Origin of the sequence: Caballeronia pedi (genome assembly GCF_001544915.2) — a bacterium.
Taxonomy (GTDB): Bacteria; Pseudomonadota; Gammaproteobacteria; order Burkholderiales; family Burkholderiaceae; genus Caballeronia; species Caballeronia pedi.
This window is the reverse complement of sequence record NZ_FCOE02000082.1, coordinates 1-11,214: the sequence shown is the minus strand read 5'-3', so window position 1 is coordinate 11,214 and position 11,214 is coordinate 1. Positions and strand designations below refer to the sequence as shown.

The 11,214-nt window shown below is 59.5% G+C and carries 11 protein-coding genes and 2 pseudogenes; 5 read left to right on the top strand and 8 right to left on the bottom strand.

Features of this window, described 5'->3' with window-relative positions; all coding sequences use genetic code 11:
• Window positions 1–162: 162 nt before the first annotated feature.
• The 5 genes from AWB80_RS42155 to AWB80_RS42135 form a co-directional block, all read right to left on the bottom strand.
• Entirely contained in the window at window positions 163–1,437 is a 1,275-nt protein-coding gene (locus AWB80_RS42155) for a hypothetical protein (RefSeq protein ID WP_143328281.1), read from the bottom strand.
• A gap of 158 nt (window positions 1,438–1,595) precedes the next feature.
• A complete protein-coding gene (locus AWB80_RS42150) occupies window positions 1,596–2,114 on the bottom strand; it encodes a hypothetical protein (protein ID WP_143328280.1) in 519 nt (172 codons plus the stop codon).
• 51 nt (window positions 2,115–2,165) lie between these two features.
• A complete protein-coding gene (locus AWB80_RS42145; RefSeq protein ID WP_061180519.1) occupies window positions 2,166–3,086 on the bottom strand; it encodes a CsgG/HfaB family protein in 921 nt (306 codons plus the stop codon).
• Between the two features lie 18 nt (window positions 3,087–3,104).
• Window positions 3,105–3,542 (bottom strand): curli assembly protein CsgF, encoded by a 438-nt coding sequence (locus AWB80_RS42140; RefSeq protein ID WP_061180518.1) that lies wholly within the window; start codon window positions 3,540–3,542, stop codon window positions 3,105–3,107.
• Window positions 3,543–3,594: 52 nt separating this feature from the next.
• On the bottom strand, window positions 3,595–4,257 hold the full coding sequence (locus tag AWB80_RS42135; protein ID WP_061180517.1) for a CsgE family curli-type amyloid fiber assembly protein: 663 nt from the start codon (window positions 4,255–4,257) through the stop codon (window positions 3,595–3,597).
• Window positions 4,258–4,921: 664 nt separating this feature from the next.
• Here AWB80_RS42135 and AWB80_RS42130 point away from each other — a divergent pair.
• Window positions 4,922–6,153: pseudogene (locus tag AWB80_RS42130) on the top strand (IS3 family transposase).
• Window positions 6,154–6,977: 824 nt separating this feature from the next.
• Here the strand turns inward: AWB80_RS42130 and AWB80_RS42120 are convergent.
• The 3 genes from AWB80_RS42120 to AWB80_RS42110 form a co-directional block, all read right to left on the bottom strand.
• Window positions 6,978–7,193: a hypothetical protein gene (locus tag AWB80_RS42120; protein ID WP_087132099.1), complete on the bottom strand. Its 216-nt coding sequence runs from the start codon at window positions 7,191–7,193 to the stop codon at window positions 6,978–6,980.
• 49 nt (window positions 7,194–7,242) lie between these two features.
• Window positions 7,243–7,548, bottom strand: coding sequence for a hypothetical protein (locus AWB80_RS42115; protein ID WP_061180515.1), 306 nt, complete (start codon window positions 7,546–7,548; stop codon window positions 7,243–7,245).
• Window positions 7,549–7,609: 61 nt separating this feature from the next.
• Window positions 7,610–8,080 carry a hypothetical protein gene (locus AWB80_RS42110; protein ID WP_143328279.1) on the bottom strand — a complete coding sequence of 157 codons (471 nt, stop codon included), beginning with the start codon at window positions 8,078–8,080 and terminating at the stop codon, window positions 7,610–7,612.
• 446 nt (window positions 8,081–8,526) lie between these two features.
• Here AWB80_RS42110 and AWB80_RS42105 point away from each other — a divergent pair, with 446 nt between their 5' ends.
• From AWB80_RS42105 to AWB80_RS44260, 4 genes and pseudogenes are all read left to right on the top strand, one after another.
• Window positions 8,527–9,297 (top strand): DUF3047 domain-containing protein, encoded by a 771-nt coding sequence (locus AWB80_RS42105; protein WP_061180513.1) that lies wholly within the window; start codon window positions 8,527–8,529, stop codon window positions 9,295–9,297.
• 436 nt (window positions 9,298–9,733) lie between these two features.
• Window positions 9,734–9,937, top strand: a pseudogene (locus tag AWB80_RS42100) (tyrosine-type recombinase/integrase); the annotation flags it as partial.
• Between the two features lie 107 nt (window positions 9,938–10,044).
• Complete coding sequence (locus AWB80_RS42095; protein WP_061180511.1) at window positions 10,045–10,314, top strand: DUF1488 family protein; 270 nt, start codon at window positions 10,045–10,047, stop codon at window positions 10,312–10,314.
• Between the two features lie 245 nt (window positions 10,315–10,559).
• Entirely contained in the window at window positions 10,560–10,802 is a 243-nt protein-coding gene (locus AWB80_RS44260) for a hypothetical protein (RefSeq protein ID WP_061180510.1), read from the top strand.
• The last annotated feature ends 412 nt before the right edge of the window (window positions 10,803–11,214 follow it).

Here is an 11,214-nt window from a genome sequence, read left to right as displayed (position 1 = left end):
GCACCGCGCACGTTGCTGCTTTCCGCACAGATCGATTTCTGATTGCGATCTGTGGGTCGCGCTTCGCAGTCGTGAGCTAAGTGTGGCCGCCAACGAAAAGCGGGCGGGGAGCAGCTTAGAAAGCCGCTCCCCGCCCGCCAATGGCTCAAACCGTCGTCGTTCTTACTTCTGAACGATGTTCGCCTTGTTGAACGCACCGGCCTGATTGACGACCGTCGCATTGCCCACGCCGCTTTGTGACGTCGTAGCCGTGTTGGCGAAGCCGACTTGCGTGATCAACGCTGTGTTGTACGAACCCGCTTGCGAAGCGTTCGCGCTGTTGAGGTCGCCGACTTGCGCGATGGTCAGATCTTCCTTCGCGCCCGACTGCGATGCCTTGATGTCGTTGTAGCCGCCGAGCTGGCCGGCCAGCAGCGTGGATTCGAACGCGGCCTGCTGCGTGAGGTCCATCTTGTTGTGCCCGCCGATTTGCGCCGCGATGACGGTGTTGCCGCTTCCGTAGTTCTGGCGCGCCGCTGCCTTGTTGGTGTCGCCGTCCTGAATCAGGAGCGCCGCGTCGTTCGACGAACGGATCTGATCGACATAGCCTTCGTTGTATTGCGAGCCGGTCTGGATGATCGTCGTCGTATCGTTGGTGGCGAAGCTCTGGTTGATCTGAGCGTAGTGCGGTGCGTTCGCGCCGCTCTGTACGATCGTATTGGTGTTGTTGCCGCCGTATTCCGAGTGGATGCGCGAACGTGCCGCGTCGCTTTCCTTGATCGACGCGTGATCGCCCACTTCCGACCATTGCTCGATCGTCGCGTCCGTGCCGCCGCCCGTTTGCTCGACGCGCGCATGGTTGTAGCCGCCGTCACGCTGCTCGATCGTCGCGATACCCCCCTTGTTGCCTTGCAGGATGTCGACCGTGTTGGCAACCGTGTTGGTCTGCGTGACCGTCGCCTTGGCGCCGTCGGTCTGGCCCGAGGTCATGCCCGTGCCCTGATCGATGTTGACCGTGTTGTAGGCCGAGCCGTTGCGGGTGATCGAAGCCGTCGCGTTCTTGCCGGCTTGCTTGACGGTATCGGTGTCGTACATCGACGACGTTTGCGAGATCGTCGCGGTGAGGCTGTTGCCGTTTTGCCGGACCGTCGTGTTCTCGCCGACCGTCTGCTTTTGCGTGACGGTCGCGTTCAGCTTCGACGCACCCTTGCCGTTCGCGGTCTGCTTGATATCGGTGACGTTGTAGCCGCCTGCGTCCGAGCTGACGCTGGCGTTCGCGCCGTCCGCGGTTTGCAGCACGTTCACCTTGTCGTTGTGCGAATTCGTCTGCGTCACACCTGCGGTGTTGCCATTGCCGAACTGGTTGACCGTTGCGCCTTCGAAGCTCGAATCAGCGAATGCCGACGTCGATGCCAGTGCTGCCAGACCCATAGCGATAGTGATTGCCTTGACTTTCATTTTTATGCCTCGTTGATTGAAGTTTTAATTACAGCAATTCGTAACCCTAAATGCCGCCAGCCCCCGCCGACGACCAATTCCACCCTACCCACGACATTCACACTGAAATCAAACTTCCTGGTCCCCTCGCCCCGGCATATCGCCGGGAAGGATACTGCCTACTTCATGAGGACTGCCGCCCTCGCACCGCCGGTCTGCGTGACCGACAGTCCCGAGCCATTACGGTTCTGCAGAATGGAAATCTCGTTGTTGGCGCCGAGCTGCGTCACCTGCGACGACATCGAGTTTCCGATCTGCGTGACCGTTGCTTCGTTACCGCCGCCGTTCTGCACCGCGATCGAACGGTTGTACTGTCCCGCCTGATACCCGGCGTACTGGTTGGCGACGCCGCTTTGCTGCAGCACCGTCCAGTTGTCGTTGCCCGACTGCGCCGTCGCCGCCGCATTGGCGATGCCCATCTGATTCGCCATCAGGCCGTTATGTCCGGCCTGGACGGCGTTCAACCGGTTGGCCGTGCCTTGCTGCGATACACGCGCCACCTGTGTCGCACCACCGAAACCCGGCTCGGGGGGACCGAAGTCCGACACCGACGATAGATCGGCGGCATACACCGCGAGCGATACGGCCGCGCCGAGCGCTGCACACAGCGCGGCCTTCGAGGCGCGCATTGATTTCATGCTGGTCTCCTCCTGTTCAGTTTCGCTTGGGCTACCCATTCGGCAGCCGATTCAGCTGCCGATGGTCTTCGGCGGATCGATCTTCACGGGGCTATACGGCGGATTCACGTCTTCCATCGTCTGCGCGTAGCCCTGGTTTTCCTGCAGGTAGCGCTGCATCGTCGGGTCATACCAGTCCTTCATGTCCTTGAGCGCCCAGGTCTGGTTCGCCACGCCCTGCACGATCAGATGCACGAGCGCCGATTCGATCGCCTCGTTCACGCAAAGCTGCTGTGGCTCGTTGCGCGTCATGCCGGCTTCGGCCTGCAACAGATCCTTGAAGCCGATGAAGCGGTACACGCCCGTATCGATCTGAATCGAATAGATGGTCTTGGTCGTCGACACGCTGTTCAGAATCGTGCCGTTGCGGATATCGACCGCGCGCAGATTCACCGTCACCTGATCGACGCGATATTGCTGCGACGCCGAGATCCCCAGATACGCGACACCCGCGCCGCCCGTGCGGATGTTCGTGTCATACCCGACGATGCCGCCTTCGAGCACGATGCTCGCGGGCGCCAGCGCGCCGATCTGGGGAATCGCGTTCTTCTTGTCGTCGGGCGTTTCGAGCGCGCGCATGATCTTGCGCTCGGTCAGCAGGTCCTGCAGATTCTCGCGCTCGACCGGCGTGAACCAGCCGGAATCGCGCATCGCCTTGACGAGGAACGACGCGCCGCCCTGCGTCACCTGCGACGAAAACGAGCTGTCCGGCGACGGCTTGTACTGGCCGGTCAGATCACGAAAGCCATACACAGCCGCGACGATCCTGCCCTTGGGCGACGGCAGATGCGTGAGGTCGCGCGTGACACGCGTCGGCGGCGTGAGCGTGGCGTTGCCGGCGGAAGGCATCGGCGTGGTGACGCAACCGGTGAGCAGCGCCGACGCGACGATGACAGCGCCCATCGCAGCGGTCCTGAAAGCATTCTTGTTCATTGCGTGCGTGCTCTCGCGTTACTGGCCGTTGCCGACGATGAACGTCGTGGATGCGCCTGTGGTCTTGTCGGTCGTCGTCACTTGCAGATTGCCGCCCGTGACTTGCGAGATTGCGATCGAGAAGTTGCCCGTGTTGATCGTGCCCGGATGAAGCGTGCCGTCCGTGCCGACGATCGAACTCGAAATCGACGACGCGACGCGCGACAGGATCGCCTGCTGTAATTGCGTGTTGAACTGATCGAGCGTCGACTGGCTGCCAGTGCCAAGACTGGCGGTCGACGGATCCTTGTACTTGTTCTGCGCATTCGCCTCGTTCAGCAGATTCGGGCCATTCAGCGGATTGCCGCCGAAGTTCGGATTCACCGGCTCATAGACGAGCGAGGTGGCGTTCGCGGCGAGCGGCATCGTCAGCGCGCAAGCGAGCAGCGCGCGTTGCAGGAGCGCATTCGTTTTCATCGTGATTCCCCGTAGGTTTTTGGCCTTACTGCTTTATTTTTTTGATGCGTTTTTATAGTTCGTCCGTGGCCATGTCGGCGTCACGGAACAGCAGACGGGTCAGGTCCGCCTGCATGACATTCTGAAAAGCGATCTGCGCCGCGCCTTCCGCCACCGGCTTCACGTTCGAGCGGGCAATCGGCAGGAACGCCTGAAATACGCGGCGCTGGTTGTATTCGACCCACACGAGGCTGCCATAGCGCGCGGAAGGACGCTCGTGAACCGAGACGATGTAACGCTCGGACAGGGGAATCGTGCCCCACGCCTGCGCGAACCAGGTGTAGAAGTCCTGCCCCGCGAGCGTCACCGTATCGGTCGTCACGACGCCGCCGAGTTCGTCGGCGAGCGGCTGCTTGCCTTCGATGTCCGCGGTGCGGGCGCGCGGCGTGCCGGACAACGTGGCGCTCTTGTCGAGCGACGACGCTGCGTTCACCGTTCCGCGCGGCGTGAGAGGTGCGCCACTCGGGGCGGGCTGCGCGGTCGTGTTGCCGACGGGACTGGGCGTCGGTGTGCTGGGCAGCGAAATAAGCGGTTGTGCCTGGGCCGTTGCGTTGATGCGCGCCTCCGCAGGCGCTTCCGCATCCTGCGCGCCTGAACGCGTAGTGACAACAGACGCCCCGACGCACACCGCAATGACACATGCTTTCAGGCGCAGATTGTTCTTCTCTCGCTGCATGACTTCCCCGTATGTCCATGACCGCTATGGTGCGGTTTTCAGACGTTCTGTCTTAAGCGTTTCGTTTTTTGTATTTGTACGACGGAACGGATTCTCCGTAATAACTTGTAACTGCAATGTTGTCCGCCCCACATTCGAACACCGAAAGTGAAAGGAACGAGGCAGCAGAAGAAAGCGTTTTGTTGATGTTTCGAACGACCCGCGTAAGAAAACGTTTGCGGCTCCTCACAGCTAACCTAGGCGGGAGGAACAAGCTTTCCATCCATCTCTTTACCTCAATTGCGCGAATGTGCGAATTCATCACGCTCGAGATCGAGAATGCAAACCTTCTCTCAGTCATCCCTCAGCAGGTTCGTATCGAAGTTGGAGGCTTGACAGCATAACCTTCGATTGCCAGCAAAGGAAGCAAGCATCGGCCATAGGACCCTGGCCTCCTTCAAAAGAGACGTGGTGACACATTGTTGCTTAACACCTCGCTCCCGCCGAATTCCGCACAACGGTATATGCGCGAACCCAACGTCCAAATCAGCACCGATCACATGCGAGTCCACTGCCTCTCCTATCTCGTTTGCGCAACGCTAGTGTCGTACCGGTTGACGCAGTCCTTAGAGCGGCCCCACGCATCTGAGGACACGAGGACTCTCTTAAAATAAGGGATAGTCTTGTGCCTAACAGTAAGCCTAGTCATTACGTGGAACTCCTCGCAATTCTGACCGAGCCGGAGCGCCGTCGTCGGCGCACCCCGCAGGAAAAAATAGCCATCGTGCAGGAAACACTGGAGCCGGGAGCGTCCGTGTCAGGCGTCGCACGCCGACACGGCGTCAACGCCAACCAGGTGTTCGGCTGGCGCAAGCAATACCAGGAAGGCAGTCTGGCTGCAGTGAAGGCAGGTGAATCTGTTGTGCCCGCATCCGAGCTGGCCGCCGCCATCAAGGAAATCAAGGACTGCAACGACTACTCGGGAAAAAGACAATGGAAGTCGAAATCCTGAAAGAAGCCGTGGAATGGAGCCGCTCAAAAAACCTGATTGCGCGCTCGCCCTTGCTGCCAGGGGACGACCATTGAAGACGGTCTGCAAAGTTCTCGGCGTGGCGCGCTCTGGTGTAGCAGCGAAACAGGCTCGCTTGCCGGATTGGCAAGATGGTCGTAGCGCCAAACCGACTGACGACACTGAATTGGTCGAGGAAATCCAGATCCACGTAGCGCACCTCCCAACATACGGCTACCGACGCATCTGGGCATTGCTGCGCCGTAGTCGGGAACAGGCCAACGCGCCTTGCATCAATCACAAGGCGTGTATCGGATTATGTGTGAGCACCAGTTGCTGCTGCGTCGCCCCGGAGTGCGGCGAGACAGTCGGCGGCACGACGGTCGCGTTGCCGTTGACCGTAGCAACACCCGCTGGTGCTCCGATGGCTTTGAGTTCCGGTGCGATGATGGCACGCCGCTGCGCGTCACGTTCGCGCTGGACTGCTGCACCGGGAAGCGATTAGCTGGGCGGCGACGACCGGCGGCCATAGCGGTGATGTGGTGCGCGACGTGATGTTGGCCGCCGTTGAACAGCGCTTCGGTACCACGCGGGCTACACAGCTCATCGAATGGCTGTCAGACAACGGCTCGGCCTACATCGACCACCGCACACGGAGCTTCGCTCGTGAGCTGGGGCTTGAGCCGCTGACCACGCCGGTCCGTTCGCCGCAAAGTAATGGCATGGCCGAATCGTTCGTGAAGACGATGAAACACAATTACGTCGCCTATATGGATAAGCCCGACGCACCAACTGCGCTCTCGCGTCTGGCTATTGCGTTTGAACACTACAATGAGCGCCACCCGCATAAAGCCCTGAAATACCGCTCGCCTCGCGAGTTCAGGCGCGCTGCGGTGCCATCAACCTAACGGTGTCCGCGTGTCCTGAGTTATAGGGGCAACTCCAGTCCTGGTCACTTTCTCACTTAGTCGAATCTATGCGCCTCTGGCAAGCACGAGCGAAGATATTCTTTGACTGAATGACGCGCATTCAGCTTGGCCAACTGGCATTCAAACTCTGCAGAGAGCACGTCAAACAAACCCCACGCTGCCCCCAGTCGAAAGCGTTTTCACCGAGACACTTCCGCTGGATTTGACGAGTGCCGACGTGAGCGAATTGTGGGCACGTTGTCGTGACGCGCCCGGACCGGAAAGCTCGTGACGAGGGTAGGCATAAAGAACACTGACTGATTCGTTGGGGGCCGAGCACACTCATTCTTGCTCAAGCGATACCGACTACGCAGAGCAGGATGAGCTCGACACCTATTTGGACCATGTGGAGGTCGCGCACCCGTTCGATGCAATGATCTCCTCCGACGACGTGAAAACGTCGAAACCGGCGCCTGATGCTTTGAGATGACGCTGAACAAGCTCGGCGTCCCTGCAACGCACGAGGGCTCCGATTTTCGAAAAGTGCTGGAAAGTTTGCGGCATCCTGATCAGTCCAACTTCGACTCTCAGACTCTCGGTACCTTGACGAGATCAGCCAATAGAAACGGGTGGTTCACGACGGGACCGAACACCCTCGCCGACGTCGAGTCGCTCTTCAAGGAGACGAGCGGCCCCGTCGTCGTCGCTCGCACCAACGACCTCCTATTCAAGGCCCCATCCAGCGACGCTGTTCTACGCCACGCGCGGAATTCCTCTCTTCACGCACCACGTCACCAAGGCTAGGACAGCCGGAGGCCGCGCCTTCAGCCCACTCGCTCAAGCTTGAAATTCGCTTCGGCGTAGGCCGCGTTGCATTCCCAGACCTCTTTCCCCTCCCGGACGAATACCGCTAAGCCCTTCGCAATCGTGCATCGCGCTTGCGGATAGACAGCACTGTGGCCGTTCATCGCCGCCGCTAGCGCATTTCGCTCCTTGCAGGTTGCCTGATACGTTCCGTCTCTTAGCGTCTTCGTTGCCATTGCTTCACCATGCTAGCTCATCTTTCAACCTTACCGGGCGCCCCTGGAGTCAGTCTGCTTCGCCGCTTTTCGAGGTCTCTTCGCTCAGCTTTTCGGTCGATTGGGCCCGAGTAAGCGGCACGGTGTATGGTACCTGCACCGCCCGCGGCATCTTTTGCTTCGTGGCGTCCGTGATGACGCGCTCGCCATCTTCAGTCATCCACGCCTCGACGGCTTGCGTGTACACCGATTCGAGTGCGACTCGCGCGATCCATTCAAGCTTTTCGTCGCAGCCCAGCTCATCCCATTGGTTATGTACGTCCGCCTGCGCGTTCCACTTCGCTCTCGCAGCGTCGATCACATCGTTCTCATTCATCCCGATTCCTTCGTGTCCAGTTTCAGTTGTCGCATCGCTTGATCTCGATCACCTATAGAGGTCATATCGTTGACAGCGGCACCGTTGAAGATTTTCGGTGCTTTACCGACAAGTCAAGTTGCTGCGCTCCCGCGTCTGCGGCAACTTCTTGCGTCCAGAAGTGCAATCGCGGCCAGGCGTCGAAAGCACCGCGCTTGCGAATCGTGTAGAAGCCAGCGTGCGCGAAACCATGAATGCCAATGTATGCATCCATCTGCAAGGCGAATCGAATGTCTGCGCCTTCGCCATCGTATTCGTCGTCGCGAATAATCTCGCTGCCCGGGAGACCGAGGCTCACGCCAGCAGCCCACGCCCATGTTGCGGCCTCAGGCTTCGAGCATTGAATAACGGCCCGATACAGTGGCGCATCTGGATGCAAGCCCTTTTCGTCAATGCGTCTGAGCATCTCCCGCTGCCCCGCATACAGATTGCCGCCCATCAACGATCGGAAGCAGCACGGCGTGATCGCCAGATGGGCCGTCTCGTGAAGCACGGTTGACATCCTACACTGGGGATCGACAGCCAAGGTGCCTTGGTCAATGCGGCATCCGTCGGAAAAGCCGGTCGCTCCGACCTCTTAACGAGAAGAAATGCCGACTCCATTTAGGAAGTGCAGCACCTTGTCACGGGTGAAGGAAGCAACCATTGATAGTCGGTTGGCATGCGCTGCGGTACCTCCGCGATAAGATTAGGTTGATCACCGCAGCGCCCGCGCGGCACGACGGATGCGCCTGGCTGCCGCAGCAGCAGTATCTAAGACTACAGACCAGTCGTGATGCCACCACGCGATATATCCGTGAACGTTCAACCTTTAGACACGCGACGATACTGCCTCAGGAGTCGTCATTCCGGAAGCGTCAGCAGGTACTCAACAAGATGCAGTGGCGACAACGTAGTCCGCTACAATGGACGAAGGCTCACGGCCGAAGGCAATTAGCCATGCATCTTTTTTCCATCCTGCAATCGCGGAAACGGACAACTAGGTCCGTCGGGGTTGCCGTGTGCATCGCGTTTTTGATGTCGCCGCTCTCCATTTTTGCTCAAAGTGGAACTCGGGGCGTCGCATTCTCAGCGGCAGAGCCAGGCGCGCCCCTGCCCGCAGGGTGGAAGAACTTGCCGGTTGTGAAGGGCAAGCCGATCACGGAATACACACTTGTTCGCGACGGCCAGACAACCGTCCTGCAGGCGGAAGCGAACCGGTCCGCTTCCGCCCTGATGCACGAGGGCGATATCGATCTCGCACAAACACCCGTCGTGGGTTGGCGCTGGAAAGCGGAAGGACCGATTGAGGGCGCCGATAACCGTGTCGGGGCGAAGGAAGATGCTCCGGCGAGACTGGTGTTCGTATTTGATGGCGACAAAAGCAAGCTGTCGCTTTTCGACCGGGCCAGCATGGAAGTCGCGAAGCACGTGGGTGGCCAGGATCTGCCCTATGCAACGCTGATGTACATCTGGTCGACGTCGGCCGCGCCGGGCAGCGTCATCGCCAACCCGCATACCGGCCGCGTACAGATGATCGTCGTCTCCGGTCAGCCTGGCGATGCGGGCCAGTGGCGAAGCCTGCACCGCAACATCGTCCAAGACTACGAAAGGGTCTTTCACGAAGCGCCAGGACGCATCACTGGCTACGGTCTGCTGACCGATACCGACAATACCGGAACCACGACACGCGCCTGGTACGGAGACATCCAATTCGTTCCCGGTCACTGACAAGGCACAACGCGCTCACTGTAGTCTTGTATCTTTCATCGATTGATCTGAGTTTAACGGGTTGCGCCACACAATCGGATGATCGGCTGGCGCTTCATCGGTGCTGCCGATCTACCTGCTCAACGAGACGTAATCCGTGCAGCGCTGCGACTTGTCTTCGGCACGTCCCTCTCACTGAGCGATTCTTCGAGTCATGAACCGGTTCAATTCGACTGTTAGCGACTCGGCGGCGGGCGGCCACAATGAATTCCCATGAACGTCGCGGAAGCAGTGATGCCCCCTGTAGTTTCTGCCTTCAAGTGCAAACCGATACGTTCGTCCCGGCTCGGCTTACTTCTTTTGCGCTCAGTCAATCTGTTTTCTCTCGTTCATTGTTGTAGCCGCTTTTTACGGCATATAAACGACCAGTCTTGCAGAAGCCAAAGCATTGGCCGCCGCGCGCGCCGATCTGCTGAAACAAGCCTCCGCCCACTGGCTCCGCCACAGCGCGAGTTCGCACATGGCCGATCAAAAGATCGACTTGCGCCTCGTGCGCGACAACTTCGGACGCGCATCGCTGGCGACGACCAGCCTCTACCTCCACATCGACGACGACCGACGGCATCGGGAAAGGGACGAGAAGCATCGCATCGACTGGTGACCGATGTTGGAAGCACGACGGTCTCTTAAGCAGGCGAGCAACGCGTTTCCCAAATCGTGCGACGCCATGCCAAAATCGCTTGACCGCCGCAACACGACGAACTCGCCATGGAAGCACTCGACCTTGAACCACAGATTTCGGCTAACCGACGCGGCGTGACCTTCGTTCTCGCTGGAAAGAAAGGCGCGGTCGAATGCATGATTGTGCGTGCCGCGCTGGAGGCCTGTTTCTGGTTGCCAGGCGATGCGGATGATGCCAGGATGTTGAAGACCTTCCACGATGGCGTCCACCGTATTCACGCTGTTGCGCATCGCAAGCTACTCGCGCATCCCTCGACGCGCCTCGAATTGACGACGACCGACTTCTCCCGCGGCTAAGCGAGAGTCCTATCTCGATCACGCTAGTGGCAGGTGTTGCTGGCGCAGCTGTGGAGGTCGCTCGCGAGGCATACGATTAGTTGCAAAATTGCGCGGTCGCCGACCGCCACCTCGCGGCCGTTTTTTAACGGACATTCTTTGATCAATAGGCGAGATTGCCGAGCGACGCTCTGTGCCTTATTTTCAGTGAGTGTGCATTGCCCGTCCCGTGGCACGGACATCCTCTGTCGTGTCGCGGATCGAACATGAGCAACCAGGTTTTCAACGTGATGGCGCATGCATCGGGCTCACCCGGACACTTCAGCGAACTCGCCGCACAAGTCAGAGAGGCAACGGGCGCCGCCTGCGAAGCTCTGATAGTCGTCGACGCCGCCGGAAATGGTGGCTACAGCATCGCCGGCCCGCTCGAAGCTCAACTCAGCATTCCGCACACGCTCGAAGGGGTCGCTCTCCAGCTCCGCTCACAACTCGCGAGCTCCATCCAGTAACACGCGCTCCACGATCGCAGCCGAACACAGCTCTGCTTACTCACAGCGCGCGAGGGGCGAAATCGGTAGAGTCGAGATGTGGCGCGGTATCGGTAGGCTCGGTTTGTCTGTTACCGCCTCTTTCGTCTGGCGGCGCCCCAATAACCTCGCCGTAACCCCGTTTCCACATCCCGCTCATCGAACCCAGCGTGCAGATCTCCCTCACTGGGCTCTCGGAAAAGACATCACGCCTTCACACACGCCAGACTACGCCCCCATGTGCACTCAGACGTACGAGAGCGAAGTACCCGTAGAGATGCGAGGATGGATAAGTCCCGCCCCTGCGACGTCTGAGCTTGTACTTGTTGCGTAGCCACCGGCGCAACCGCGTCGCGGTGTAGCTGTCGATTGCTCGATATGCCCGGCTGACGCT

Bases quoted from the DNA above. Each gene is read 5' to 3' on its own strand.
- AWB80_RS42135 (WP_061180517.1), bottom strand. From the start codon at position 4,257: ATGCAGCGAGAGAAGAACAATCTGCGCCTGAAAGCATGTGTCATTGCG.
- AWB80_RS42095 (WP_061180511.1), top strand. From the start codon at position 10,045: ATGGAAGCACTCGACCTTGAACCACAGATTTCGGCTAACCGACGCGGC.
- AWB80_RS42150 (WP_143328280.1), bottom strand. From the start codon at position 2,114: ATGAAATCAATGCGCGCCTCGAAGGCCGCGCTGTGTGCAGCGCTCGGC.
- AWB80_RS42155 (WP_143328281.1), bottom strand. From the start codon at position 1,437: ATGAAAGTCAAGGCAATCACTATCGCTATGGGTCTGGCAGCACTGGCA.
- AWB80_RS42115 (WP_061180515.1), bottom strand. From the start codon at position 7,548: ATGAATGAGAACGATGTGATCGACGCTGCGAGAGCGAAGTGGAACGCG.
- AWB80_RS42140 (WP_061180518.1), bottom strand. From the start codon at position 3,542: ATGAAAACGAATGCGCTCCTGCAACGCGCGCTGCTCGCTTGCGCGCTG.
- AWB80_RS42145 (WP_061180519.1), bottom strand. From the start codon at position 3,086: ATGAACAAGAATGCTTTCAGGACCGCTGCGATGGGCGCTGTCATCGTC.
- AWB80_RS42105 (WP_061180513.1), top strand. From the start codon at position 8,527: ATGCATCTTTTTTCCATCCTGCAATCGCGGAAACGGACAACTAGGTCC.
- AWB80_RS42120 (WP_087132099.1), bottom strand. From the start codon at position 7,193: ATGGCAACGAAGACGCTAAGAGACGGAACGTATCAGGCAACCTGCAAG.
- AWB80_RS44260 (WP_061180510.1), top strand. From the start codon at position 10,560: ATGAGCAACCAGGTTTTCAACGTGATGGCGCATGCATCGGGCTCACCC.